General features: G+C 72.5%; 22 protein-coding genes. 16 read left to right on the plus strand and 6 right to left on the minus strand.

Annotation, left to right across the window (positions count from 1 at the left end; genetic code table 11):
• Positions 1-183: 183 nt before the first annotated feature.
• The 4 genes from AC5L35_RS36455 to AC5L35_RS36470 all read left to right on the plus strand — a co-directional run bounded on the left by AC5L35_RS36455 (position 184) and on the right by AC5L35_RS36470 (position 3,251).
• Positions 184-855, plus strand: coding sequence for a PIG-L deacetylase family protein (locus tag AC5L35_RS36455; protein WP_169400468.1), 672 nt, complete (start codon positions 184-186; stop codon positions 853-855).
• Between the two features lie 45 nt (positions 856-900).
• Complete coding sequence (locus AC5L35_RS36460) at positions 901-1,923, plus strand: NAD-dependent epimerase/dehydratase family protein (protein ID WP_495064324.1); 1,023 nt, start codon at positions 901-903, stop codon at positions 1,921-1,923.
• A 483-nt stretch (positions 1,924-2,406) separates the two neighbouring features.
• Complete coding sequence (locus tag AC5L35_RS36465; protein ID WP_495064325.1) at positions 2,407-2,892, plus strand: putative endonuclease domain-containing protein; 486 nt, start codon at positions 2,407-2,409, stop codon at positions 2,890-2,892.
• Positions 2,893-2,978: 86 nt separating this feature from the next.
• Entirely contained in the window at positions 2,979-3,251 is a 273-nt protein-coding gene (locus AC5L35_RS36470; protein ID WP_495064326.1) for a DUF2277 domain-containing protein, read from the plus strand.
• Positions 3,252-3,345: 94 nt separating this feature from the next.
• On the opposite strand, the gene AC5L35_RS36475 is transcribed toward AC5L35_RS36470, so the two are convergent.
• Both AC5L35_RS36475 and AC5L35_RS36480 read right to left on the minus strand, forming a co-directional pair.
• The gene (locus AC5L35_RS36475) at positions 3,346-4,230 is read right to left on the minus strand and encodes a phytanoyl-CoA dioxygenase family protein (RefSeq protein ID WP_495064327.1); all 885 of its coding nucleotides are present in this window, start codon (positions 4,228-4,230) and stop codon (positions 3,346-3,348) included.
• 137 nt (positions 4,231-4,367) lie between these two features.
• The gene (locus tag AC5L35_RS36480) at positions 4,368-5,630 is read right to left on the minus strand and encodes a PQQ-dependent sugar dehydrogenase (RefSeq protein ID WP_495064328.1); all 1,263 of its coding nucleotides are present in this window, start codon (positions 5,628-5,630) and stop codon (positions 4,368-4,370) included.
• A 122-nt stretch (positions 5,631-5,752) separates the two neighbouring features.
• Here AC5L35_RS36480 and AC5L35_RS36485 point away from each other — a divergent pair, with 122 nt between their 5' ends.
• From AC5L35_RS36485 to AC5L35_RS36510, 6 genes are all read left to right on the plus strand, one after another.
• Positions 5,753-9,115 (plus strand): S41 family peptidase, encoded by a 3,363-nt coding sequence (locus AC5L35_RS36485; RefSeq protein WP_495064329.1) that lies wholly within the window; start codon positions 5,753-5,755, stop codon positions 9,113-9,115.
• Between the two features lie 163 nt (positions 9,116-9,278).
• A complete protein-coding gene (gene mfd / locus AC5L35_RS36490; protein WP_495064330.1) occupies positions 9,279-12,857 on the plus strand; it encodes a transcription-repair coupling factor in 3,579 nt (1,192 codons plus the stop codon).
• 111 nt (positions 12,858-12,968) lie between these two features.
• The gene (locus AC5L35_RS36495; protein WP_495064331.1) at positions 12,969-13,457 is read left to right on the plus strand and encodes an RDD family protein; all 489 of its coding nucleotides are present in this window, start codon (positions 12,969-12,971) and stop codon (positions 13,455-13,457) included.
• A gap of 90 nt (positions 13,458-13,547) precedes the next feature.
• Positions 13,548-14,480 carry a SurA N-terminal domain-containing protein gene (locus tag AC5L35_RS36500; RefSeq protein WP_495064332.1) on the plus strand — a complete coding sequence of 311 codons (933 nt, stop codon included), beginning with the start codon at positions 13,548-13,550 and terminating at the stop codon, positions 14,478-14,480.
• A 3-nt stretch (positions 14,481-14,483) separates the two neighbouring features.
• On the plus strand, positions 14,484-15,476 hold the full coding sequence (locus AC5L35_RS36505) for a nucleoside triphosphate pyrophosphohydrolase (RefSeq protein WP_495064333.1): 993 nt from the start codon (positions 14,484-14,486) through the stop codon (positions 15,474-15,476).
• Between the two features lie 18 nt (positions 15,477-15,494).
• Positions 15,495-16,265 carry a lytic transglycosylase domain-containing protein gene (locus tag AC5L35_RS36510; protein WP_495064334.1) on the plus strand — a complete coding sequence of 257 codons (771 nt, stop codon included), beginning with the start codon at positions 15,495-15,497 and terminating at the stop codon, positions 16,263-16,265.
• A 25-nt stretch (positions 16,266-16,290) separates the two neighbouring features.
• On the opposite strand, the gene efeB (AC5L35_RS36515) is transcribed toward AC5L35_RS36510, so the two are convergent.
• The 3 genes from efeB (AC5L35_RS36515) to efeU (AC5L35_RS36525) are packed head-to-tail and all read right to left on the minus strand — an operon-like array spanning position 16,291 to position 19,557.
• On the minus strand, positions 16,291-17,553 hold the full coding sequence (gene efeB, locus AC5L35_RS36515) for an iron uptake transporter deferrochelatase/peroxidase subunit (RefSeq protein WP_495064335.1): 1,263 nt from the start codon (positions 17,551-17,553) through the stop codon (positions 16,291-16,293).
• Positions 17,550-18,692, minus strand: a complete 1,143-nt coding sequence (efeO, locus tag AC5L35_RS36520; protein WP_495064350.1) for an iron uptake system protein EfeO — start codon at positions 18,690-18,692, stop codon at positions 17,550-17,552. Before efeO (AC5L35_RS36520) ends, efeB (AC5L35_RS36515) begins: the two co-directional genes overlap by 4 nt.
• Before the next feature lie 31 nt (positions 18,693-18,723).
• The gene (gene efeU, locus AC5L35_RS36525) at positions 18,724-19,557 is read right to left on the minus strand and encodes an iron uptake transporter permease EfeU (RefSeq protein ID WP_495064336.1); all 834 of its coding nucleotides are present in this window, start codon (positions 19,555-19,557) and stop codon (positions 18,724-18,726) included.
• A 445-nt stretch (positions 19,558-20,002) separates the two neighbouring features.
• Here efeU (AC5L35_RS36525) and efeU (AC5L35_RS36530) point away from each other — a divergent pair, with 445 nt between their 5' ends.
• The 3 genes from efeU (AC5L35_RS36530) (at position 20,003) to efeB (AC5L35_RS36540) (ending at position 23,302) form a co-directional block, all read left to right on the plus strand.
• Positions 20,003-20,860 carry an iron uptake transporter permease EfeU gene (gene efeU / locus AC5L35_RS36530; protein WP_495064337.1) on the plus strand — a complete coding sequence of 286 codons (858 nt, stop codon included), beginning with the start codon at positions 20,003-20,005 and terminating at the stop codon, positions 20,858-20,860.
• Positions 20,861-20,968: 108 nt separating this feature from the next.
• Positions 20,969-22,060 (plus strand): iron uptake system protein EfeO, encoded by a 1,092-nt coding sequence (efeO, locus tag AC5L35_RS36535; RefSeq protein WP_495064338.1) that lies wholly within the window; start codon positions 20,969-20,971, stop codon positions 22,058-22,060.
• Positions 22,061-22,063: 3 nt separating this feature from the next.
• Entirely contained in the window at positions 22,064-23,302 is a 1,239-nt protein-coding gene (efeB, locus tag AC5L35_RS36540; RefSeq protein WP_495064339.1) for an iron uptake transporter deferrochelatase/peroxidase subunit, read from the plus strand.
• A 27-nt stretch (positions 23,303-23,329) separates the two neighbouring features.
• On the opposite strand, the gene AC5L35_RS36545 is transcribed toward efeB (AC5L35_RS36540), so the two are convergent.
• Positions 23,330-23,728 (minus strand): tetratricopeptide repeat protein, encoded by a 399-nt coding sequence (locus AC5L35_RS36545; protein ID WP_169396487.1) that lies wholly within the window; start codon positions 23,726-23,728, stop codon positions 23,330-23,332.
• Positions 23,729-23,932: 204 nt separating this feature from the next.
• Between AC5L35_RS36545 and eno the strand changes: the two genes are divergently transcribed.
• The 3 genes from eno to AC5L35_RS36560 all read left to right on the plus strand — a co-directional run bounded on the left by eno (position 23,933) and on the right by AC5L35_RS36560 (position 26,365).
• On the plus strand, positions 23,933-25,228 hold the full coding sequence (gene eno / locus AC5L35_RS36550; protein WP_495064340.1) for a phosphopyruvate hydratase: 1,296 nt from the start codon (positions 23,933-23,935) through the stop codon (positions 25,226-25,228).
• A 64-nt stretch (positions 25,229-25,292) separates the two neighbouring features.
• A complete protein-coding gene (locus tag AC5L35_RS36555; RefSeq protein ID WP_495064341.1) occupies positions 25,293-25,814 on the plus strand; it encodes an FtsB family cell division protein in 522 nt (173 codons plus the stop codon).
• Positions 25,811-26,365, plus strand: coding sequence for a DUF501 domain-containing protein (locus tag AC5L35_RS36560; protein ID WP_495064342.1), 555 nt, complete (start codon positions 25,811-25,813; stop codon positions 26,363-26,365). Before AC5L35_RS36555 ends, AC5L35_RS36560 begins: the two co-directional genes overlap by 4 nt.
• Positions 26,366-26,368 lie beyond the last annotated feature (3 nt).

Genomic DNA, 26,368 nt, shown 5'->3' on the forward strand with positions numbered 1-26,368 from the left:
TGGCCTTCCGGCATCGGGGGTTCTGGCAGCCTGCCGACACGGTCAAGGAGCGCACCGCACTGGAGGCCGCCTACCAGAGCGGTACTCGCCCCTGGATGCTCTGGGAGGGCCCGGCCGCTGACCGCGACCCCCTGCAGGCAGCCATCGCGGCGATGAACGACGCCAACATCGAGCGATGAGATCGTGCTGAGCCTCCTGCCGGAACGCATCGACCGGATCCTGCTGCTCGGCGCCCACTGCGACGACATCGCGATCGGCGCAGGCGGGTCCCTCATCGAGCTGTGTCGCGCCCACCCTGGCGTGAGCGTGTCCGCCCTGGTGCTCACCGGCGGTGGCTCGCTGCGGGAGGAGGAGGAACGCGCCGCTCTCGCCGCGTTCTGCCCGGGTGCCCAGCTGGAGGTCGCCGTCCTCGACCTGCCCGACGGACGCGTCCCCACACGGTGGGAGCGCGCCAAGCTCGCCGTCGAGGAGCTGCGCACCCTCGGCGAGCCGGACATCATCTTCGCGCCGTCGCCGCACGACGCCCACCAGGACCACCGGACGCTCGCGAAACTCGTGCCCACGGTCTTCCGCGACAACCTGACGCTGGGCTACGAGATCCTCAAGTGGGAGAGCGACCTCGCGCAGCCCACCGTGTACCTGCCCCTGGCCGAGCCGGTGCTGCGGGAGAAGGTCGCCAAGCTGCACGAGCACTACGGATCGCAGCGCGACCGCAGCTGGTTCGACGCCGAGACGTTCGGCGGGCTGGCCCGCATCCGCGGTGTGCAGTGCCATGCGCGGTACGCCGAGGCGTTCCACACGTCGAAGCTCGTCCTCGGAGTCGCTCCCCTCACCGGGCTCGACCCGGTGGACTAGACCCAGGCCTCCCCCCCGCCAGACGAACCACTCGAAGGGATCCCCGTGCGAGTTCTGCTGACCGGTCACCAGGGCTACCTGGGCACCGTGATGGCCCCGATCCTCACCGCGGCAGGCCACGAGGTGACCGGGCTCGACAGCGGCCTGTTCGCCGACTGCGTGCTCGGCTCGCTGGACACCCCGGACGTGCCGGGCCTCAGCACCGACCTGCGGGACGTCACCGTCGACCAGCTGCAAGGCTTCGACGCCGTCGTCCACATGGCGGCCCTCTCCAACGACCCGCTGGGTTCGCTCGCCCCCGAGATCACCTACGACATCAACCACCACGCGTCCACGCGCCTCGCGCGGCTGGCGAAGGAGGCGGGTGTCGCCCGCTTCGCCTACGCCTCCACCTGCTCCGTGTACGGCGCGCAGTCCGGCGACGACCTCGTCGACGAGGACGCGCCGCTCAAGCCCGTCACCCCGTACGCGATCTCCAAGGTGCGTGTCGAGGACGACCTGGCCGAGCTCGCCGACAGCGACTTCGTGCCCTTCTCGCTGCGCAACGCCACGGCGTTCGGGTTCTCGCCGCGGCTGCGCGCCGACATCGTGCTCAACAACCTCGTCGGGCGCGCCATCCTCACCGGCAAGGTCACCGTGCTCTCCGACGGCACGCCGTGGCGTCCGCTGGCACACGCCGAGGACATCGCAGGCGCCGTCGTGGCAGGGCTCTCGGCGCCCGCCGACGTCGTCCGGGCGCGGGCGTTCAACGTGGGCACCGAGAAGAACAACCGCACCGTCGCGGAGATCGCCCAGGCCGTGGTGGAGGCCGTACCCGGCGCCGAGCTGGAGATCACCGGCGAGGCAGGCAACGACCCGCGCTCCTACCGCGTGGACTTCTCCCGGGCGCGCAAGGAACTCGAGTTCGAGGCGCAGTGGAGCATCCCGGACGGCGCGGAGCAGCTCGCGACGGAGTACCGCGCCCGCGGCCTCACACAGGACGCGTTCGACAACAAGTTCACCCGCCTGGCGGTCCTGAACCGCCGCCAGAGTGCAGGCGAACTGGACGAGTCAATGCGCGTGATCTGACGGACGGCAGTTCGGAGCCGTAGTGCTGTGAGGGCCTGCCCCAGACAGCACTACGGCTCCTTTCTGCACAGGCTGTGGATGGGCGTTCGCTAGCCCGCGGCTTTTGCGTCAGCGTGCGCTCATGGTGCTTCCTTCTGTTTTCCGCGGGTCCGAGGCCGTCGCGTGTGGCGCCCTCACCCGGGGTCAGCTGCGCGGGCCGTCGGTGCGGCGGCTCTGCCGCGACGTCTACACGGCCTCGTCCCGGCAGATCACGCACGAGCTGCGGTGCCGGGCGAGCGCGCTCGCTCTGCCGGCCGGGGCGGTGATCACCGGTCGTTCGGCCGCCACGGTCAGGGGCGTGCCGCTCTGCTGGCCCGATGACGACGTGCAGGTTCTCGCGCCACCGGAGATGCGGCTCGGCCATCGCGGTGGGTTCGACGTGCGGCGCACCGCGATCGAGCCCGTCGGCTGGGAGCCATGGGCAGGCGGTCGGCTCGCCACCCGATGCGGCTGGCGCTCGACCTGCTTCTCGGCCGGGACCTGCCCGACGCCGTCGCCGACCTGGACGCCGTGCTGCGGGCCGGCCTCGTCGAGCGTTCGGCCGTCGCCGCGCTGGTGGCGCAGCGATCGGACAACGGCATCGTGACGGCGCGCCGTGCCGTCGAGCTGGCCGATCCGCGCGCGGAATCGCTGCCGGAGTCGAAGCTCCGCGTCCACCTCGTGCTCGACGGCCTCGCGCCCGTGCCGCAGTACTGGATCCAGGACGCCGGCGGCCGCATCGCGCGGGTGGATCTCGCGCTCCCGGAGTACAAGATCGCTATCGAGTACGACGGCGACTGGCGGGACGGCGAGATCTGGGCGCTGAACCGTGACCGCGACCGCCTCAATCGCGTGCACGCGGTGGGCTGGGACGTGGTCTTCGTGACAGCGCCGCTCCTAAGAGACAGAAGACGGCTGCTGAGAACAGTGCGGGAAGCAATCCCCGCCTGAGCACTTCGGAGCCGTGGTGCTGCTGGAGACCCCTCCGCACCAGCACTCTGGCTCCCAAATGCGGGAGTCTGGGGCACTATTGGGGTATGTGCCGGAATATTCGGACTCTGCACAACTTCGAGCCGCCTGCCACCCGGGACGAGGTTCACGGGGCTGCCCTGCAGTACGTGCGCAAGATCAGTGGCACCGCCACGCCCTCCCAGGCCAACTCGGAGGCGTTCGCGCGGGCTGTCGAGGCGGTCACCGCCGCCACGCATCGCCTGCTCGACGAACTGGTCACCGCGGCGCCGCCGAAGAACCGTGAGGTGGAGGCGGCGAAGGCCCGCGAGCGGGCGGCCGTGCGCTACGGCACCGGCTGACGTCGCCGCACCCGGCCAGCGCTCCGCGAGCGGGTCCGCGGCCGCGCCACCGCGCGCTCGCCGACAGGGCGGCAGCGCGCGGCGGCGGGGGTTGCTACTGCGCGGCCGCCAGGGCGTCGGCGAACTCGTCGGCCTTGAGGGGGGCGAGGTCGGAGACGCGGAGGAAGTCGCCGAGGGTGGTGCCGGTGGCACCGCTGTCGACGTTGCGGGGGCCGCGGCCGGCGCGCACGTCGTCGATGTTGATGGTGCGCAGGTCGTAGGAGAAGCGGGTGACGCCCGAGAGGTTGGGGGCGGAGGCGTGGAGGTGGTTCGAGGAGAACATCATCACGTCCCCGGAGCCACCGGCGATGCGGATCTCGCCGCGGGAGTCGATCTCCTCGAGCGGGAGCGGGTGGGGGCGGTCGTCGGTGGTGGTCTTCTCGGCGGCGGAGTGGCGGTGCTTGGCCACCCACTCGTCGTAGTCGTACTGGTTGGACCCGTTCTTGACGGGCTTCTCGAAGAAGTCGGTGTACATGCTCATGACGTTGTCACCGACGACCGGAAAAACTGGCACCCAGTAGTTGACCAGTTGCTGTGGGTGGCCGTACCACATGTCGCGGTGCGCCTTGTAGTTGTAGCTGACGCCGGCGGTCAGGTAGTTCTCGGCGGGGATCACGCGCAGCCGGGGAATGTCGAAATAGGTGCGGTCGGGGTCGACCCCGAAGTCGACGGCGAACTGCTGGCACAGTTCTTTGGTGCGCTGTCCGTTGGTGAACTCGGACTTGAGCGGGCCGACCCGGGTGATGAACTCGTCGACACCCATCTCGAACTGGGCACGCTCGGGGTCGAGGTCGCCGAAGGTCTCGGCGATGAGGTTCTCCGCGTGCTTCACCAATCCGGCTGCGCCGGGCAGGCCGGTGTAGAGGTAGAAATCGCCGGAGAACAGCGATTCACGTCGGCGGTCGTCGGCGATCTGTCGGTTCAGGTAGAGCGTGATCACGCAATTCCTCACTTCTCCGGTCGATTGCCCTGTAACTTCGCGTATGGAGGTTACCGCACCAGCCGGACGACCGATCCTACGAAGGAACATAGTAGGTCACAGCACTAACAATGGTAGTAGTCGCCCACCGAAAACGGTCAGACGGGATCAATCCGGAGCACGCGGTCGTCCGAGCCGTTGGACGTGGACACCAGCAGCGCGCCGTCCGGGGCGAGGCGCACGGCGCGGAGCCGCCCGTACGCGCCGTCGAGCGGGGGCGGGATCGTCACCTCGGCCACCGAGCCGTCCGACGCCACCCGCATGAGCAGGAGCTTCTCCCCGCGCAGGGCGCCCACCGCGAGCACGCCGTCGAGATCGCCCCACTGGGGCCCGGACAGGAACGCCGCGCCGGACACGGCTTCCACCGGGTTGCCGGAGCTCCAGGCGGCGGGCACCGCGTCGGGGAAGCGCTTGAGATCGGTCATCGGTACCGACTCGTCGTACCCGCCGACGGTGCCGCCCTGGGAGGGGTCCCAGCCGTAGTTGGCCCCCGGTCGCAGGAGGTTGACCTCGTCGTCGGTGGTGGGGCCGTGCTCTGCGGAGTACACCCAGCCGGTGCTCGGCGAGACGGCGACGCCCTGGACGTTGCGGTGCCCGTAGTTCCAGACGAGCCGCTGCGACGGGTTGCCGGCGTCGGCGAACGGGTTGCCCGGCGCGGGGCCGCCGGTGGCGAGGTCGATGCGGAGCACCTTGCCGCCCAGCGACGTGAGGTCCTGGGGAATGGTGCCGCGTGCGGTGTCGCCGGTGCCCACGAGCAGCGCGCCGTCCGAGCTGATCGTCGGGCGGCAGCCCGAGTGGCGGCCGGACGGGTTGATCGGCATGCCGCCGACCAGCGGGTCCGCCACCCGCGACGCCGAGGTGCCGTCGGCGGAGAGCTGCCAGGTGACCAGCCGCACGTCGGTCGGCGTGCTGCCCTGCATGTGGGTCTGGCACGTGGTGAACCGGCGGGTCTTTGCGAAGTCCGGGTGCACGACCATGCCCATCAGGCCGCCCTCGCCGCGGACGAACACGTCGGAGAGGTCGGCGGTGACCCGCGTGACCGTGGCTCCGGGCTGGGTGCTCGACAGCAGCACTAGCCGGCCGTCGCGCTGGGTGACCAACACGCGGCCGTCGGGGAGGACCCCGACGTCCCACACGTGCGACAGCCCTTCGGCCACCACGCTCAACTGTAGCTGCGGGGTGCCGGCGCGGGCGGGGCCGACCGGGGCGGCCGCCGGTGGGGAGCTCGGGGCGCCTCCGTCCCCGGAGCCGGGCTCCGGTGCCGTGCATCCGGCCAGCCCGAACACCGCGGCCGCGGTGGCGGCAACGGCGTATCGGATGGTCGTGGTCCGTCCGGTCGGTCGTGCCGCGCGCCCCAGCATGAGCCGCATCCTGCCGCCGTCCGGGTGAGAGTGGCGTGTGCAACGCCCGAACGTGCAGGAACCGCCACGATCAGGACGATCTACAGGTCCCCGCGGCCGTCGTGATCGCTACGGTCTTGACCATGCCCCGCAGTTACCTCCGCTTTCCGCACCTGCATGCCGACACTCTCGTGTTCGTGGCCGAGAACGACGTCTGGACCGCGCCGGTGTCCGGCGGGAGGGCCTACCGACTCACGGCCGACGACGTACCCGTCGCCACGCCCCGTCTCTCCCCGGACGGCACGCGGGTCGCGTGGACGTCGTGGCGGGACGGCGCTCCCGAGGTGTTCGTCAGCGACGTCGACGGTGGGGGCGCGCGCCGGCTGACCTACTGGGCCGACCCGCGGGCCCAGACGGTCGGGTGGACGCCGGCCGGCGAGGTGCTCGCGGTGAGCGCGGCGGGGCAGCCGTCGGCGCGCCGGGGGTGGGCCTACGCGATCCCGGCGACGGGCGGCACCCCGCGCAGGCTGGACCTCGGGCCGGTCTCCGATGTCGCGCTGGCCGCGGACGACAGCCCGGCGGTGGTCGTCACCAGCGTCATGTCGCGGGAGGCGGCCTGGTGGAAGCGGTACCGGGGTGGCACGGCGGGCAAGCTCTGGTGGGACCCGACGGGGTCCGGGGAGTTCGAGCGGCTCGCCGGTGACCTCGACGGGCAGCTGGCGTCGCCGATGCTGGTCGGCACCGGCGACGGGCTGCGCATCGGCTTCATCTCCGACCACGAGGGCTGGGGCAACATCTACTCGCTCGGGGCCGACGGCACCGGGCTGCGGCGCCACACCGACCACGGCGGTCCCGACGCGCCGGCCTTCTACGTCCGGCACGCGAGCACCGACGGTGAGCGGGTGGTGTACGAGTCGGCGGGCGAGCTGTGGATCCTCGACTCGCTCGACGGTTCCGCCGGCCCGCGGCGGCTCGACGTGCGGCTCGGCGGTCCGCGCACGGCCCGCGACCCGTTCCGCGTGCGCACGGCCGACGAGCTGGCCTGGGCCGCGCCCGACCGCACCGGGCGCACGAGCATCGCGCTGGTGCGCGGCACCGTCCACCGGCTCACCCACCGCGACGGGCCGGCGCGCACCCTGCTCGCCCAGCCGGGCGCCCGGGCCCGGCTGGCCCGCCCGCTGGGCGACGACCGGGTGGTGTGGGTGGACGACGTCGAGGGGGAGGACGCGGTCTGCGTGGCCCCGCTGGACGAGCGGGCCGACGGTGCGCAGCCGCTGCGCCGCCACGGGGTGGGGGAGGTGGGCCGCGTGCTCGAACTGGCCGCCGCCCCCGACGGGTCGAAGGTGGCCGTGTCCGCGCACGACGGCCGGCTGCTGGTGCTCGAGCTCGCGGGCGACCGCGACGGCGAGCTCCGCGAGCTGGCGCGGGGCGCCGACGGTGAGATCAGCAACCTCTGCTGGTCACCCGACAGCGCGTGGCTGGCCTACTGCGACCCCGTGGAGTCCGGTCTCACGCGGATCATGATGGCCCGGCTCGCGGACGACACGCTGGTGGCCGTCACCGAGCCGCGCTTCGCCGACACCGACCCCACGTTCACCTCGGACGGCAAGTACCTGGCGTTCCTGTCCCGCCGCACGTTCGACCCGATCTACGACGAGCACTCCTTCGACCTCACCTTCGCGGCGTCGTGGCGACCGTTCCTGGTGCCCTTGGCCGCGCGCACGCCCTCGCCGTTCGGGGCGAGCCCGGACGGGCGTCCGGTCTCGGCGAAGGAGGAGGGCCCGGAGGATCCGCCCGCCCCTGCCGAGACGGACCCGTCCGCCGAGCCCGCCGCCGCCGATGGCGTCACGGCGAAGCCGGAGAAGAAGAAGGACGACGCGCCGCCGGAGGTGGTGGTCGACGTCGACGGCCTCGCCGCCCGCGTGGTGCCGGTGCCGGTCGTCGCGGCCCGCTACAGCGGGATGCAGGCCGGGAAGGACTGCCTGCTCTGGTACCGCAGCCCGGTCTCCGGAGTGCTGGGCGACACCCGCGCCGGCACCGCCGAGAAGGCGGAGCGGCCGGTGCTGGAGCGCTACGACCTGGTGCGCCGCAAACTCGACGTGATCGCCGATCCCGTCACCTGGGCCGCCGTGAGCGGCGACGGCTCGCGGCTCGTCGTGCGTGACGGTGCGTCGCTGCGGGTGCTGCGCACCGACCGGCCCGGCTCCGCGGCGCCCGGTGAGGGTGACGGCGACGAGTTCGAGATCGACACCCGGCGCATCGTCGTCACGGTCGACCCCACCGCCGAGTGGCGCCAGATGTTCGACGAGGCCGGCCGGCTGATGCGCGACCACTTCTGGAGCCCCGACATGGCGGGCGTCGACTGGGACGCGGAGATCGCCCGGTACCGGCCGCTCGTGGACGCCGTCGGGAGCCACGACGACCTCGTCGACCTGCTGTGGGAGCTGCAGGGGGAGCTCGGCACGTCGCACGCGTACGTGATGGGTCGCGGCGGCGGCGACCACACCGGCCAGCCGGGGCTGCTCGGTGCCGATCTCGAGCCGGCCGACGACGGGTGGCGGGTGGTGCGCGTGCTGCCCCCGGAGACGTCGGCGCCCGCGGCGCGGAGCCCGCTGTCGGGCCCGGGGGTGGACGTGCGGGCAGGCGACGTGATCCTGGAGGTCGGTGGCAAGCCGGTCGACCCCGAGTACGGGCCTGCTCCGCTGCTCGTCTCCCGGGCCGACGAGCTCGTGGAGCTCACCGTGCGCTCCGGGCCCGATCGCGAGGACGCGGGCGAGGTGCGCCGGATCGTGGTGCGTCCGCTGCGGTCGGAGGCCTCGCTGCGCTACCAGGACTGGGTGGCAGGCAGGCGGGCGTTCGTGGCCGACCGGTCCGACGGCAGGCTCGGCTACCTGCACGTGCCCGACATGATGGCGCCGGGCTGGGCGCAGCTGCACCGGGACCTGAGCCGGGAGACCAGCCGGGAGGGGCTGATCCTCGACGTCCGCGGCAACAGCGGCGGCCACACGTCCCAGCTGGTGGTGGAGAAGCTGGCGCGCAAGGTGATCGCGTGGGACATGCCGCGGCACCGCCAGCCCACGACCTACCCCGAGGACGCCCCCCGCGGGCCCGTCGTGGCCCTGGCCGACGAGTTCTCCGGCTCCGACGGTGACATCGTCACCGCGGCGATCAAGCGTCTCGGCATCGGCCCGGTGGTCGGGGTGCGCACCTGGGGCGGGGTGATCGGCATCGACAGCCGCTACGGCCTCGTCGACGGCACCCGCGTGACCCAGCCGCGCTACGCGTTCTGGTTCGACGACACGCAGTGGGGAGTCGAGAACTACGGGGTCGACCCCGACGTCGAGGTGGTGATCGCGCCCCAGGACTGGGTGGCGGGGCGCGACCCCCAGCTGGAGCGGGCCGTCGACATGGCGCTCGAGGCGCTGGCCGAGCGGCCCGCTGTGCGGCCGCCGGACGTCGCCACCCGGCCGAGCCGTCGCCGCCCGGAGCTCCCGCCCCGTCCCTGACGGGGCGGATCGGCTCTCCTCGGGCAGCGCCCCGTCAGATCTCCGACCGGGGCTCGTGGGGGCGGGCGTAGGCTGAGGGCGAAGACCCCGCCGGGGGCGATCGTCCCGGGCAGGGGTCTGTCTGCGCTGCCCACCTCCACCTGCGCGAGGGGTATCCCGAACCGTGGCCAAGCTCTCCGGTCTGCTCCGCTCCGCCCTGTCCGACCCCGATCTGCGCGCCGTGGTGGACGCTGCGCGCGACGCCCGTACCACCACCGGCGACGTGCCCGCCCTGCGGATCGAGGGCCCCGCCGCGTTGCGGCCCGTCCTCGCCGCCGCCTTCGGCACCGCGGTGCACGGGGGCGGCGCCGGCCGCACCGTCCTCGCCGTCACCGCCACCGACCGGGAGGCCGAGGACCTCGGCGCCGCCGCGGCCGACCTGCTCGACGCCGGTTCCGTGGCCGTACTCCCGTCGTGGGAGACGCTGCCGCACGAGCGGCTCTCACCCCGCCCGGACACGGTCGGCAGGCGGCTGTCGATCTTCCGCAGGCTGGCCCGGCCCGAGACGGCACCCCGCGTGGTGGTGACCGCGGCCCGCAGCCTCATCCAGCCCATCGCGCCGGGCCTCGGCCGGCTCGACCCCGTCCAGCTGCGGGTGGGCGACACCGCCGACTTCGAGGCGCTGCTCGTCCGGCTCGTCGAGCTGGCCTACGCCCGCGTCGAGATGGTCACCACCCGCGGCGAGTTCGCGGTGCGCGGCGGCATCATCGACATCTTCCCGCCCACGGCGGAGCATCCGGTCCGCGTCGAGTTCTGGGGCGACGAGGTGACCGAGCTGCGCTACTTCTCCGTGGCCGACCAGCGCTCCGTCGCGCCCGTCGAGGAGCTGCTCGCGCCGGGCTGCCGTGAGCTGCTGCTCACCGAGCCGGTACGGGAGCGCGCCGCCGCGCTGGCCCGTGCCCACGAGAACAACCCGCAGCTGCGCGAGCTGCTGGAGCACCTGGCGGAGGGCATCCCGTCGGAGGGCATGGAGTCGCTCGTCCCGGCGCTGGTCGGGGGCGAGCTGGAGCTGCTCACCGACCTGCTGCCGGCGGACGCGGTCGTGCTGCTCGCCGACCCGGAGCGGATCCGCACCCGCAGCGCCGACCTGGTCCGCACGGGGCAGGAGTTCCTGGAAGCGAGCTGGTTCGCCGCCGGTACGGGTGGCACGGCCCCGATCGACGTCGGTGCGTCGGCCTACCGCGACCTCGGCGACGTCCTCGACCACGCCACGGCCACCGGGCGCCCGGTGCTCACCCTCAGCCCGCTGCTGAGCGGCCGGGACGACGCGCTCGCGCCCGCCGTCCACGAGGTGGAGTCCTACCGGGGCGACACCGACCGTGCGCTGGTCGACCTGCAGGCCCACGTGTCCGCGGGTGGCGCCGCCGTCCTCGTGGTCGGCGGCCAGGGCACCGCGCAGCGCTCACTGGAGCAGCTGCGCGAGGCCGACGTCCCGGCCACGCTCGTCGACCGGCTGGAAGAGGCACCCGCGGCCGGCCTGGTCACGGTCACCTGCGGTCGTCTGACGGAGGGCTTCACGGCCTCCGCGAGCGCGCTCGCCGTGCTCAGCGAGGCCGACCTCACCGGCAACCGCGCCGGCCAGGCCGAGACCCGGAAGCTGCCGAGCAGGCGGCGGGTCACCGTCGACCTCGTGACGCTCAAGCCCGGTGACCACGTCGTGCACTCCCAGCACGGCATCGGCAAGTTCGTCGAGATGCGCGAACGCACCGTCAGTGGCGCCACCCGCGAGTACCTCGTGCTCGAGTACGCGTCGTCCAAGCGGGGCCAGCCTGCCGACCGCCTCTTCGTCCCCACCGACTCCCTCGACGAGATCAGCCGCTACGTCGGTGGCGAGGTGCCCACGCTCAACAAGCTCGGCGGTGGCGACTGGGCCAAGACGAAGGGACGCGCCCGCAAGGCCGTGCGCCAGATCGCGGCGCAGCTGGTGCAGCTCTACGCCGCGCGGCAGTCCTCGCCCGGCCACGCGTTCGCCGGTGACACCCCGTGGCAGCGCGAGCTCGAGGACGCCTTCCCGTTCACCGAGACCCCCGACCAGCTCGCGGCGATCGAGGAGGTCAAGCAGGACATGGAGCGCCCGGTCCCGATGGACCGGGTGATCTCGGGCGACGTGGGCTTCGGCAAGACGGAGATCGCGGTCCGGGCGGCGTTCAAGGCCGTTCAGGACGGCAAGCAGGTGGCGGTGCTCGTGCCCACCACGCTGCTCGCCACCCAGCACCTGCAGACCTTCTCCGACCGGATGCGCGCATTCCCGGTCACCGTGCGGGGCCTCTCGCGGTTCACCGACGCCGGCGAGGGGAAGCAGACGATCGAGGGCCTCGCCGACGGCACCGTCGACGTCGTGGTCGGCACCCACCGCCTGCTGCAGACCGGCGTCCGGTGGAAGGACCTCGGCCTCGTGATTGTCGACGAGGAGCAGCGCTTCGGCGTGGAGCACAAGGAACACATCACAGCCCTGCGCACGTACGTCGACGTGCTCACCCTCAGCGCCACGCCCATCCCGCGCACGCTGGAGATGAGCCTCGCCGGCATCCGCGAGATGTCCACGATCACCACGCCGCCCGAGGACCGCCACCCCACGCTCACCTACGTCGGTGCGCACGACGACAAGCAGGTCGGCGCGGCGATCCGGCGTGAGCTGCTGCGCGACGGCCAGGTGTTCTACGTGCACAACCGGGTCTCCACGATCGACCGCGCCGCGCGGAAGATCCGCGAGCTGGTGCCGGAGGCGCGCATCGCCGTGGCGCACGGGCAGATGAACGAGGACCTGCTGGAGCGCACCGTCGCCGGGTTCTGGCACAACGAGTTCGACGTGCTCGTCTGCACGACGATCGTCGAGAACGGCCTCGACATCTCCAACGCCAACACGCTCATCGTCGAGCGGTCCGACACCCTCGGGCTCTCACAGCTCCACCAGCTGCGCGGGCGCGTGGGGCGCGGCCGGGAGCGCGGGTACGCGTACTTCCTCTTCCCGCCGGAGCACCCGCTCACCGAGACCGCCCACGACCGCCTCGCGACGATCGCCCAGCACAGCGAGCTCGGTGCGGGCACGGCGGTGGCGATGAAGGACCTGGAGATCCGCGGCGCAGGCAACATCCTGGGAGCCGAGCAGAGCGGCCACATCGCGGGTGTCGGGTTCGACCTGTACATCCGGCTGGTCGGCGAGGCCGTCGCCGCGTTCCGGCAGCAGGCGGGCGCCGGCGACGGCGAGGACGTCGAACAGCTTGCCGACGTGCGGGTGGACCTGCCGGTCGACGCGCACGTCCCGCACGACTACGTCACGGGCGAGCGGCTGCGGCTGGAGGTCTACCGCAAGATCGCGGAGGCCGGCGACGGCCAGGCGCTCGACGCGATCGTCGAGGAGCTCACCGACCGCTACGGCGAGCCGCCCGCCGCGGTGCGCAACCTGCTCGCGGTGGCGGCGTTCCGCCAGACCTGCCGGTCCCTCGGCGTCACGGAGGTGGCGGTGGCGGGCAACGGCATCCGCATCGGTCCGATGGACCTGCCCGACTCGGCGCAGATGCGGCTCAAGCGGTTGCACCCGAAGGCCGTCTACCGGCCGGCCGCGCGGGCCGTCGTCGTGCCGAAGCCAGTGGAGAGCGGCCGGATCGGCGGAGTGCCGCTGCGCGACGTCGAGCTGCTGGAGTGGTGCGCGAAGCTGCTGCGCGACCTCTTGTCCCCGGCGAAGGTGCCGGCCGCCGTCTGACCTTTCCCGATCGGGGGACGGGCCGTAACGCCGACCGTCTCCCGGGAGAGGTTCCAGGCAGGAGCCCTCCCGGGAACGGCCCGGGGCAGGGCATGACCTCCGGAGCGTCGCGTGTCCGTTCCCCACCCGGAGCCCCGGCCGTCATCCGGCCCGATGCTCTCGCGTCGCGCCGTGCTGACCGGGTCCCCCGCCCTTGCCACCTACGGGCAGCGGGTGGGTGCCTTCCTCATCGACGTCGGCATCCCGACCGGCCTGCTGATCACCGTCCTGATCGCCGCGCTGCTCACCCGCGACCTGCGGATGATCACGGTCGTCTACGTCCTGTCGGCGCTCGTGTCGATCGTCTTCCTGTTGTGGAACAGCGGGTACCGCCAGGGCACGTCGGGGCAGAGCATCGGCAAGATGGCGCTCGGCGTGCAGCTCGTCACGCAGGACACCGGGCTGCCGGTCGGGTTCCGGCGGGCGGTCGGGCGCCAGTTCGCCCATCTGCTCGACGGCCTGCCGCTCGGCCTCGGCTACCTGTGGCCGCTCTGGGACGAGGAGCGGCAGACCTTCGCCGACAAGGTGTGCTCCACCCTGGTCGTGCAGGCCGACTTCTGAGCCGGTTCCACCGCGTGGTGAGGTCGGCGACAGGTCCGGACGGTACGGGCGCCGGTGGCCGGGCGGCGAGGCCGTGAAAGAGTGTCGGTCGTGCGCAGGCAGGTGGGGCGCGTCGCAGTGGCCGTAGCGGTCGTGGGCGCAGTGGTCAGTGGGTGCGGCGGTCCGGGTCAGGCCGGGTCGGCGGTGATCATCGGCAGTGATGCCGTGCCGCTCGGGCAGGTGCAGTCGCAGCTCGACACGGCGCTGGCCAAGACCGACCAGATCGCCCAGATCACCGCACAGGGCGGCACGACGGCCGACCTCGCGCGCAGCATCGTCACCCGCGAGGTGCTGCACGACCTGCTGCAGCGGCGGGCCGCCGCCGAAGGCATCGTCGTGACCGACGCCCAGATCGACGCGGAGCTCGCCGGCAGCGGCGGCACGGACGCGGTCGCCGACGGGTCGCTCTACGACGCCACGACGCTGCGCCAGCGGGTGCGCGACGACCTCACCGCGGCACAGCTGGCCCAGCGCTCGGTGGGCGGCCTGGCAGTCACCGTCGACCTCGTGGGAGCCACCTCCCGCGCCGACGCCACCGCGAAGGCCCAGACCCTCGCGGCGGGCGGCCCGGCCGCCGACGCCCTGTTCTCCGATCCCCGCATGTCCGAGCGGGGCACCAGCGTGCAGGCGGCGTCGAACCCGAACGAGGCGAGCAGCGTGCTGTTCGGGGTTCCCGAGGGTTCTGTGGTCGCGTTCCAGCCCAACCCGCAGGAGAGCACCTGGATCGTCTTCCGGGTGACCGACCGGCGCACCGACGCCCCGTCCGACCCGACCACCGTCAGCAACATGAGCCAGTCGCAGCTCACCGCCATCGGCGAGCGGCTGCTGCAGCCCGACGCCGATCAGGTGGGGGTCCGGGTCAACCCGCGCTACGGGGTGTGGGACCCGATCCAGCTCCGCGTGGTCGCCGAGAACCAGCAGGCGGGCATCGTCCTGCAGCCGGGGACCACCGCGCCCGCCGCAGCTCCCGCCACCTCGGGCTGAGCGGTGGTGTCGCGCACCGTCGTCGTCCTCTCCGCCCGCACGCCGCACGCCGTCCCGGCCGCCGCGCTCCCCGCGCTGCGGGCCGCCGAGACCGTGGTGGCGGACGCGTCGGTCGCGGACGAGGTGGCCGCCGCCGCAGGCGCGTCCCGGGGCGAGGACGTCCCGGACGGTGGGGTCCTGCTCACCACCCACCACGGCCACCCGATGCTCGCGGTGGCCGACACGGTGATCCGGGCGCCCGAGGTGCCGGGCGCGGCGCTGCTCGACGCCGTCGCCGTGATGGACCGGCTGCGCTCGCCCGGAGGCTGCCCCTGGGACGCCGAGCAGACCCACGCGTCGCTGCTGCAGTACCTGGTCGAGGAGTGCTACGAGCTCTACGAGGCCATCGAGGACGGCGACCGGGACGCGATGCGTGAGGAGCTCGGCGACGTCCTGCTGCAGGTGCTGTTCCACGCCCGGATCGCGGCTGAGCCCGGCCCCGCCGGGGAGGCTGCGCCCTTCGACATCGACGACGTCGCGACCGACCTGGTCGCGAAGCTCGTCGGACGGCATCCGCACGTCTTCGCCGGCACCGAGACGATCGACACCGCGCAGGGCCAGGAGCACCGCTGGGAGGAGCTCAAGCGTGCCGAGAAGCGCCGGGAGTCCAGCGTCGACGGCGTGCCGCTCGGCCAGCCGGCCGTCGCACTCGCGGCGAAGCTGACCAGCCGCACCGCACGCGCCGGGCTGCCCGCCGAGCTGCTGCCTGCCGGGTCGGGTGTCGGCGAGCAGCTGTTCGCCGCGGCCGCGGCGGCCAAGCTCGCCGGCATCGATCCCGAGGCCGAGCTCCGCGCGGTCGCCCGCCGGTTCGCCGACGACGTGCGGGCCGCCGAGCGGTCAGCCGCTGCCGACGGCGCCGACCCGCACGCACTCGACGCGGACGCGTGGGAACGCCACTGGTCGCGCCGGCCTGGCGGGTCGCCGCGTGGAACCGACGGCGACCCCACCACCGCCTGAGATCGATAACCTGATCGGGTGGCTGTCCGGAACGCTCCGAAAGCTCCGCGTCGCCGTTCCGGTGTCGCCGTTGGGGTGCTGGTCCTCGCGGTGGTCGGGCTCGTCGCCGGAGTCGTGCTCGTCGGGTGGGAGGACGACGGTGCCCGGCGTGCCGACAACTCACTGACACCGGCCGACGTCGCCCGGGGCACGCCCGTCCCGCAGCCTGCCGCGCTCCAGTCGGGTCTCGACCTCACCACATGGGCAGTGGGAGTCGCCGAGCGCAGCCACGTGCCCGCGCGGGCGCTGCGGGCCTACGGGGCGGCCGAGCTGTCGGAGCGGGCGGCCACGCCGGGCTGCCGGCTCGCCTGGACCACCCTCGCCGCGATCGGTCGCGTCGAGTCCGACCACGGACAGCTGGGCCGCGCCACCCTCGACGCCGACGGCGTCCCCCGGCCGTTGATCATCGGAGTGCCGCTGGACGGCTCGCGGGGCACGCGGGAGATCCGCGACACCGACGCCGGCCTCCTCGACGGTGACCGGATCTACGACCGGGCCGTGGGGCCGATGCAGTTCCTACCCACCACCTGGGCCCGGTACGGCGCCGACGGCAACGGCGACGGCGTGCGCGACCCGTTCCAGATCGACGACGCCGCCGCGGCCGCCGCGGCCTACCTGTGCGCCGACGGGCGCGATACGGCCAGCGGGGCGGGCTGGTGGGACGGCGTGCTGACCTACAACAGGTCGGTCGCCTACGCGCGGCTGGTGTGGGCGGCGGCGGACCGCTACGCCGGAGCGGCCGCCCCCTGACGGGGCCGCCCCCGGCATCCGCCGGTCAGGCCTCCAGCAGGTGCCGGCCCCAATAGTCCCCCTCGGCGAGGCCCGCGGGGCAGGCGAACACCGCCGAGCTCGTGTGTTCGATGTACTCCATCAGCACGTCGGACTTGGCCAGCGCCCGCTGCATCGGCACGAACTGGGTGTGCGGGTCGCGCATGAAGGCGAGGAAGAACAGGCCGGCGTTGAGGTGTCCCTGGCCGTCGCTGCCGTCGACGAAGTTGTAGCCCCGGCGCAGGATCTTCACCCCGCCCAGCGACTCGGCCGACGCGAGGCGGATGTGCGCGTCCACCGGGATGCGTGGGGTGCCGTCGGTGCCGGTCGCGGCGAAGTCGACGGGGTCGAACTCCGCGGTCGCTCCGAGGGGAGCGCCCTCGCCCTTGGTCCGTCCGATGATCACTTCCTGCTCGGCGAGCGACGTGCGGTCCCAGATCTCGATGTGCATGCGGATCCGGCGGGCCACCAGGTAGGTGCCGCCGTCGAGCCACGCGGGGCCGTCGCCCGGCTGCGCCCACAGCTGCCGTTCGAGGTCGGCGGGATCCTCGGCCTTGAGGTTCCTGGTGCCGTCCTTGAAACCGAACAGGTTTCGGGCCGTGGCCTGCTCCGTGGAGGTCGACGACGTGCGCCCGAACCCCAGCTGCGACCAACGCACCGTGGTGGTGCCGAAGCCCATCCGGACGAGGTTGCGCACCGCGTGCACCGCCACCTGCGGGTCGTCGGCACACGCCTGGATGCAGAGGTCTCCGCCGGACAGCGCAGGGTCGATCTGGTCACGGGTGAAGGCCGGCAGCTCCGCGAGCCCTGGCGGCCGCCTGCCCGCCAGCCCGAAGCGGTCGACGCCGTCCTTCTCGAACAGCGACGCCCCCACCCCGAACGTCAGGGTCAGGGACGACGCGGGCAGTCCGAGCGCCTCACCGGTGTCGGCCGGGGGCGCCTGCGGGTTCAGGTTGACCGCACCGCCCGGCGCCGCCTCGGCGCCCGCCGTCATCCGCTCCGCCGCGGTGGTCCACTTCTGCAGCAGCGACCGCAGCCGCTCGCGGTCGCCGGTGGTGACGTCGAGGGCGACGAAGTGCAGCCGGTCCTGCGCAGGCGTGACGATCCCGGCCTGGTGCGCGCCCCGGAAGGGCACCACCCCCGGACCGGGCGGGGCGTCCCCGGCCGACCCCGCCGAGCCGACCGCGAAGCCGGTGGCGGCGCCGACACCGGCCAGCGCGGCGCCCGCGCCCGTCCAGCCCAGCAGCCGCCGTCGAGATATCGGTGTCACGACGTGACGACCCCGGCGACCTGGCTCACCGGCTCCCCGAGCGCGTCGACGGCCTCGGCCATCTTCCGCGTGTCGTCCGGGGTGAGCCGGGTGTAGAGCACGTACCCGTCACCTGCGCGGTAGCCCTCGAGCAGCGTGTCGACCGCGGCGAAGCGCTCGTCGAGCGTCGGGCCGAGCGTCGGGTCCTTGTCGTCGAGCACCGGACGCAGCGCGGCGACCGCGGCCTGCGAGCCCTCGACGTTGGCCTTGAAGTCCCACAGGTCGGTGTGCGAGTAGCGGTCCTCCTCGCCGGTGATCTTCCCGGTGGCCACCTCGTCGAGCAGTTCCTTCGCGCCGTTGGCGAGCTGCACGGGCGTGAGCTCCACGGTGGTCACGCGGCTCTGCAGGTCCTTGATGTCCGCCAGCAACTGGTCGGCGATCGCCGGCGAGTCGGCCTGCAGCCCGTCGACCCAGAGGTCCTTCTCCAGCCGGTGGTAGCCGGTGAACGCGACGCCGGGGTCACGTTCGTCGTCCTCGCGCCCGTCGATCTTGGGGTCGATGTCCCCGAACGACTCCGCCACCGGCTCGATGCGCTCCCAGTAGGTGCGCGACACCGGGAAGAGGGCCTTGGCCCCCTCGACATCCTGCCGCTTCACGGCGTCGACGAACTCCTGCGTCTTCGGCACCAGCGCCTCGATCTGCGAGGTGACGTAGCGGTGGTAGCCGGTGGTGGCCTCGGCGAGCTTCGTGTTCTCGTCGACGGAGCGCGCGGCCGTGCCGGTGACGGTGAAGGGACCTCGGATGCCGTCGCCGACCATGCCCGGCTTGCACGCGGTGGTGTAGGTGCCGCCGTCGGGCACCTCGACGATGAGCTGGCGCGTGAGGCCGGGGCCGACGTTCTCGACCTCGCCCATGATCCGGTCGCCGGTGCCGAGGAGGTAGAACTCGGTGACCTTGCTGCCGGTGTTGTTCACCGTGAAGGTGATCTTCCCCGCGGGCGCCTCGGTGGCGCCGACCTCGCAGGCGTCGTCGGCGGCCCGGACGGCGATGGGGCCTCCCGCGTCACCGGTGTTCGTGGCCGGTGCCGTGCTGGTGCAGCCGGCGAGTGCGGCCACGGCCAGCGCGGCGGTGGGGATCCCGGCGCGGACTCTGCGGGACATCATGCTCCTAGACGATCGAGGTGGAGAGCGGTCACGACGGGGTGGTGGCCGGCACGGCGGGCCGGGCGCTGCGCTGGGGCAGCAGGAACAGGGTGAGAACGACGGCCACGTACGCGACCCACACGATCGCCTCGACCACGGTGGTCTGCGGGGAGAAGTTGAAGACGCCCTTGAGGAGCGTGCCGTACCAGGAGTCCGGCGGAACGGCGGCGCTGACGTCGAAGGCCAGGGTGTTGAGCCCTGGGAGGATCGCGGCCTCCTGCAGGTCGTGCACGCCGTAGGCCAGGATCCCGGCGGCCACGAAGATCAGCAGGATGCCGGTGACGGTGAAGAACTTGGCCATGTTCAACGTGACGGCGCCGCGGTAGATGAGGTACGCGAGCACGATCGCCACGGCGATCCCGAGCAGGAACCCGATGAGAGGTTCGGTGGTCTCGCCCGCGGCCTGGGCCGCGGCGAAGAAGAACACCGCCGTCTCGAGTCCTTCCCGGCCGACGGCCAGCGCGGCCATGACGACCACGGCGGCGGGTCCCATCCGGATCGCGTCCTCCAGGCGTCCCCGCAGGTCGGCCGAGATGGAGCGGGCCGCGCGGCGCATCCAGAAGATCATCCAGGTGACGAACCCGACGGCGACGATCGACAGCCCGCCCCCGAATGCTTCTTGTGCTTCGAACGTGAGTGCCTGCTGGGTGAGGGTCAATGCGAGCGTGACGCCGCCGCTGACGACGACGGCGACAGCGACCCCGAGCCACACCTTCGGCAGTTCGGAGCGCCGTCCGGTACGTACCAGAAAAGCGACGAGAATGCTCACCACCAGAGCGGCCTCGAGGCCTTCCCGGAGGCCGATCAGGGCGTTTCCGAGCAATGGGATTCCCTTCTCCGTACGGCGTATTAGGGCAGGCTCCCCAGAATCGGACCGAGGGTAGCCTCAGCGAACCTGGGCAGGAAAGGGGCAGCCGGGTGTGAGCTGCGCCAACCGGCCCGACCTGTCCGAGTTGCACGTTTCGGGTGGGTTCGGAGCACTCTCCGATGCGCGATCGTTACCGCTGGATGAAGATCAATTGGTCGGCTCGGCCTGGCCGGTTGGCGGGGTGGTCCGGGCCGATGGCGGTCGACCTGCGCCGGCGGGCGACGGGGGAGCCCGGCAACTACCGCCCGAATGATCCATCCATGTGGCCACCTGGGTATTTGTGAAGAATAGCCCGGGATTGTTCCGGCGTTGACACTCAGCTCAGGGAAACCTAACTTGGGCTCGGGATAGGTAACCCTGATCTCCGTTCCACGCGCCTTTATGAAAGTGGGTCGACGCTGTGCTCGCGACCTTTGTGATCGGTCTCCGAGAGGGTCTCGAAGCCGCTCTCATCGTCGGCATCATCGCGGGTTTCCTGGCCAACCAGGGACGCCGCGACGCGCTGCGTCAGGTCTGGCTGGGGGTGGGCGCCGCCGTCGTCATCTGCCTGGCCGTCGGTGTGGTGCTCGAGCTCGTCACCGCCGACCTGCCCCAGGCGGGGCAGGAGGGCCTCGAGACGCTGATCGGCCTGTTCGCCGTCGCCATGGTCACGTACATGATCATCTGGATGCGGCGGCACGCCCGCTCGATGCGCCTGGAGCTCGAGACGTCCGCCACCGAGGCGCTGGCCAGGGGCTCGGCAGGCGCGCTGGTCGGAATGGCGTTCCTCGCCGTGCTCCGGGAGGGCTTCGAGACCGTCGTCTTCCTGCTGGCCGCCTTCCAGGCCAGCACCTCCCCGCTGGAGGCCGGCGGCGGCGCCCTCATCGGCGTACTCGTCGCCGTCGTGCTGGGCTACGGCATCTACCGCGGGGGTCTCCGGCTCAACCTCGCCCGGTTCTTCCGGGTCACCGGTGCGGTGCTCGTCATCGTGGCCGCCGGCCTGCTCATGACCGCCGCCCACACCGCCCACGAGGCGGGCTGGCTCGACGTCGGGCAGCAGCGCGCGGCGGACCTGTCGGTGCTCGTCCAGCCCGGTACGCCCATCTCCTCGCTGGTCACCGGCGTGCTCGGGATCCAGCCGTTCCCCTCGGTCGTCGAGGTGCTCGTCTGGGTGCTCTACGCCGTGCCGCTGCTCGGCTACGTGCTGTGGCCGCAGCGCCGGCCCACGCGCCGGTCCGCTGCGGAGTCGCAGCCCGCACCCGAGCCCAGCCGCGGCTGAGCCCTGACCAGGGCTCCCTACTCGTTCCACACGTTCAAGCGAAGGTCTGGTATGTCCTCGACACCGTTTCGTCCCCGTCTACCGGGAGCAGTCGTCGCAGCATTGTCGGTGGGCCTGCTGGCCGCGGCCTGCGGAGGGTCCGGCGGTGCCGGCGGCGCCGCACCCGGCGGCCAGAACGCGGGAGTACAGGTCGCGCTGTCCGACGCCGGCTGCCAGCCGACGCCGCAGACGGTGGCGGCGGGCCCGGTGACCTTCACGGTCACCAACTCCGGCACGGCCAAGGTGACCGAGGCCGAACTGCAGAGCAACGGCCGGATCCTCGGGGAGAAGGAGAACATCACCGAGGGCCTGAACGGCGACTTCTCCCTGCGCCTCGACGCCGGCACGTACACCGTGTACTGCCCCGGCGCGGCCCAGGACACGTGGACGTTCACCGTGACGGGCGCGGCCGCGCCGCCGGCGGCCGCTGCCGACACGTCGCTCACGAAGGCGACGCAGCAGTACCACGACTACGTCGTCTCCGAGGTCGCCGCGCTGGTGCCGGCGACGAAGGCGTTCGACGACGCGGTCCGGGCCGGTGACATCCCCAAGGCGAAGTCGCTGTTCGCGCCGGCCCGCACGCACTACGAGAGCATCGAGCCGGTCGCCGAGAGCTTCGGCGACCTCGACCCCGACATCGACGCCCGGATCAACGACGTCGCCGACCCGGCCCGGTGGACCGGGTTCCACCGGATCGAGAAGGCGCTCTGGGCCGACAACTCGCTGTCCGGGATGACGACCATCGCGAACAAGCTCGACGCCGACGTCGCCACGCTGCAGAAGAACGTCGCGACCACCACCTACCAGCCCGCGCAGCTGGCCAACGGCGCCAGCGACCTGCTCGACGAGGTCTCGACGTCGAAGGTCACCGGCGAGGAGGACCGCTACTCGCACACCGACCTGTGGGACTTCGCAGCCAACATCGCGGGCGCGCGCAAGGCGTTCGAGCTGCTCCAGCCCGCGCTGGCGGCCAAGGACCCCCAGCTCGCGCAACAGCTCGAGGCGCGGTTCACCGACGTCACGTCGGGTCTCGCGAAGTACCAGCAGGGCAACGGCTACGTCGACTACAGCACCGTCCCGCCCGACCAGCGGCGCCAGCTCGCCGACGCGGTCAACGCACTGGCCGAGCCGCTGTCGCAGGTGGCCGGAAAGGTCGTCTGAGACATGGGTGAACTGTCCCGGCGCCGCTTCCTCGGCAGTCTCGCCGGTGCGGGAGTGGCGGGTGCCGGTCTCGCCGTCGCGGGCACCTCGATCGCGGCGGCGGCACCCGGGTCGGCAGTGGCGGCACCCGTGGTGGCCTTCCAGGGCGAGCACCAGGCCGGCATCACCACCGACGTCCAGAACCAGCTCGCGTTCGCGGCGTTCGACGTCACCAGCCCCGACCGCGATGATCTGGTCTCGATGCTGCAGACCTGGACGACGGCGGCAGCGGCGATGGCCCAGGGCGCTCCCGTGCCGGGCAGCTCGGCCACACCCGATGTCCCCCCTGCCGACACCGGCGAGGCCGACGGGCTGGCGCCGTCCCGCCTGACCATGACGATCGGGTTCGGGCCGTCGATGTTCGACGACCGGTTCGGGCTCGCCTCCCGGCGTCCCGCGGCGCTGCAGCCGTTGCCTGCGCTGCCGGGCGAGCTGCTCGACAGCTCCAGGAGCAACGGGGACATCGCCGTGCAGGCCTGTGCCGACGACCCGCAGGTGGCGTTCCACGCGATCCGCAACCTGGCCAGGCTCGGGCGCGGCACGGTCGTCAACCGGTGGACCCAGCTCGGCTTCGGCCGCACCTCGACGACGGGCTCGGGCCAGTCCACCCCGCGCAACCTGATGGGGTTCAAGGACGGCACCCGCAACATCAGGAGCGACGACACCGCGGCACTCGACCAGCACGTGTGGGTCGGCAACGGGTCGGACCAGGCGTGGATGCGCGGTGGGACCTACCTCGTGGCCCGCCGGATCCGGATGTTCGTCGAGAACTGGGACCGCGACTACCTGTCCGACCAGCAGGCGGTCTTCGGCCGCACGAAGACGGCCGGGGCTCCGCTCACCGGCACCGGCGAGTTCGACACCCCGGACTTCGGCGCGACGGGGCCCGACGGCACTCCCGTGATCGCGGACAACGCCCACATCCGGCTCGCCGCGTTCGAGAACAACAACGGCCTCCGGCTCCTGCGCCGCGGGTACTCCTTCAACGACGGGATCGACGCCACCACGGGCGATCTCGAAGCGGGCCTGTTCTTCGTCAGCTTCCAGTCCGACCCGGCGACCTTCGTGACGCTGCAGCGCAAGCTCGGGGCGAACGACGCGCTCAACGAGTACATCCAGCACGTCGGGTCGGGCCTGTTCGCCTGCCCGCCCGGCGTGACCCACGACGGTGACCACTGGGGGAGCGCGCTGTTCGGCGCCTGATCGTGCGGTCTCGCGTCGAGCGGGGCGTCAGGCGGGTTCCGCGCCCTCGACGGCGATGCGGGCCAGCACCTCGCCCAGCGCTTCCTGGTACTCGGGACGGGGGTCCATGGCCGCGGCCATCTTGAGCTGGGCCTGCGCCTCGGCGAGACGTCCCTGCCGGTGCAGCGCCTTACCGAGTGCGAAGCGCGCGTAGTGGTCGGACGGATCAAGGTCGAGTACGCGGGCGAAGGCTTCCTCGGCGCGGTGCAGCTGGGCCGAGTTGAGGTAGGCGCGTCCCGCGAGGAGCTGCACGGACACGTCGTTGGGCTGGCTCTCGAGCACGGGGCCGAGCGCCTGCAGCGCGTCGAGCGGACGGCTCCGGGCGATCAACATCTCTGCCCGGCGGAACTGTTCGAACAGGCCGTCGGACGCGGGCTGGCTCGTCATGGTCGTCCCTACGTTAGGTGGACGGGACGCGATCTGCGAGGGGTTGACACGGGTCGTGGCGGCAAACTATCGAGGACCCGCCGCTCGGTGGCGCGTTCCTGCGCCGGTGCGGAAGAGGCGGCGACTACGCTGAGCCACCGGACACGGCGCCCAGCCCCGGCTGAGCGCGGACTGGCGTCATAACGAGCCTTGACGGGAGCACTGGTGGCGGTCATCGAGCAGGTCGGCGCGCGGGAGATCCTCGACTCGCGGGGCAACCCGACGGTGGAGGTCGAGGTCGCGCTGGACGACGGGACGCTGGCGCGCGCGGCCGTTCCGTCGGGCGCGTCCACGGGTGAGCACGAGGCGGTGGAGCTGCGCGACGGCGACCCGCTGCGCTTCGGCGGCAAGGGCGTCGAGAAGGCCGTCGCTGCGGTGCTGGACGAGATCGGGCCCGAGCTCACCGGCATGGAGGCGATCGACCAGCGCCTCGTCGACCAGCGCCTGGTCGACCTCGACGGCACGCCGGACAAGTCCCGCCTCGGGGCCAACGCGCTGCTCGGTGTCTCCCTCGCCGTGGCGAAGGCCGCGGCGGAGTCGTCAGGTCTCGAGCTGTTCCGCTACGTCGGCGGCCCGAACGCCCACGTGCTCCCGGTGCCGATGATGAACATCATCAACGGTGGCGCACACGCCGACAGCTCCGTCGACGTGCAGGAGTTCATGATCGCGCCGGTCGGCGCCGACTCGTTCCGCGAGGCGCTGCGCTGGGGCGCGGAGGTCTACCAGGCGCTCAAGTCGGTGCTGAAGGCCAAGGGCCTGGCCACCGGTCTCGGCGACGAGGGCGGCTTCGCGCCCGACCTGCCCGGCACCCGCGCGGCGCTGGACCTCATCGCCGAAGCGGTGGAGAAGACGGGCTACAAGCTGGGCCGGGACATCGCGCTCGCCCTCGACGTGGCGGCCACCGAGTTCCACAGCGAGGGCGTCTACTCCTACGAGGGCCGGAAGCTGTCCTCGCAGGAGCTCTCCGCCGTCTACGCCGAACTGGTCGACGCCTACCCGCTGGTGTCCATCGAGGACCCGCTGTCGGAGGACGACTGGGAGGGGTGGGTGGCGCTCACCGAGGCCATCGGCGACAAGGTCCAGCTCGTCGGCGACGACCTGTTCGTCACCAACCCGGAGCGGCTCGACGAGGGCATCAGCCGGCGCGCGGCCAACGCGCTGCTGGTGAAGGTCAACCAGATCGGCACGCTGTCGGAGACCCTCGACGCCGTCACGCTCGCGCACTCCTCGGGCTACCGCTGCATGATGAGCCACCGTTCCGGCGAGACCGAGGACGTCACCATCGCCGACCTGGCCGTCGCCACCGGATGCGGGCAGATCAAGTCCGGTGCCCCCGCCCGGTCGGAGCGCGTGGCGAAGTACAACCAGCTGCTGCGCATCGAGGAGGCACTGGGCGACGCCGCCCGCTATGCCGGTGACCTTGCCTTCCCGCGGTTCACCGTGGCGGAGTCAGGAGCCTGACGTGCCCGCGAGTCGCCCCTTTCTCGTGCGCGAGTCGCCCGCGCACCGGGCCTGAGGCGGCGCGGTGGTCGAGGAACGGACCAGGGTCCGGGGCGAACGGACGCCCCGGACACCACCGGCCCCACGCCGGTCGGGCACCGGGGCGTCGCGCCGCCGGAGCCGCGAGCCGAAGCTGAACCGGCTGACCCGCACGCGCGGTGTCGTGGCCGCGACCACCGGGATGCTCGGGGTGTCCTCCACGCGGCGCGCCGCCGTGCTGGCCCTGGTGATCTGTGCGCTGGCGCTCACCGTGTCGGTGCCGCTGCGCAACTACGTGGCCCAGCGCCAGGAGCTGGCAGCGGTCACGAAGCAGCAGCAGGCGCTCGCTGCGGACGTCGACGAGCTCACCAAGCAGCGGGCGCGCCTGTCGGACCCGGCCGAGGTCGAGGCGCAGGCCAGAACGCGGCTCGGCTACGTCACGCCGGGAGAGGTGCCCTACGTCGTGCAGCTCCCGACCGGGCCGGACGCCGATGGAGCAGGGGCCGACGACGCCGGCGAGCCGTGGTACCGGCACCTGTGGCGCGAGACCTTGGAGGGTTCCCGATGACGCCGGCTCAGGAGACACCCGGGCCCGGCCCGGGAGCCGGCCCCCGCGTCAGCCCCGGAATCAGCACAGCCGACGCGGCTGCCGTGGCCGCGCAGCTGGGACGCCCACCGCGCGCCGTCCGCGCGGTGGCGCACCGCTGCCCGTGCGGGCTCCCGTCGGTGGTGCAGACCGCTCCCCGGCTGGAGGACGGCACCCCGTTCCCCACGCTGTACTACCTGACGTGCTCCCGGCTGAACTCCCGGATCGGCGGTCTCGAGGCGGACGGCCGGATGCGTGAGATGACCGAGCGGCTGGCCGAGGACCCCGAGCTCGCCGCGGCCTACCAGCGCGCCCACGACGCCTACCTCGCCGAGCGGGACGCGATCGAGCCGCTGGGCACGGACGTGAGCGCGGGCGGCATGCCGACCCGGGTCAAGTGCGTGCACGTGTGCGTGGCGCACGCGCTGGCCGCCGGTCCCGGCGTCAACCCGTTCGGCGACGAGGCACTCGCCGAGCTGGGCGAGTGGTGGCACGCGGGCCCCTGTGCCCGGCCGCCTGCCACCGACGACTGACAC

It is taken from the genome of Pseudonocardia sp. OZ21 (assembly GCF_059359135.1).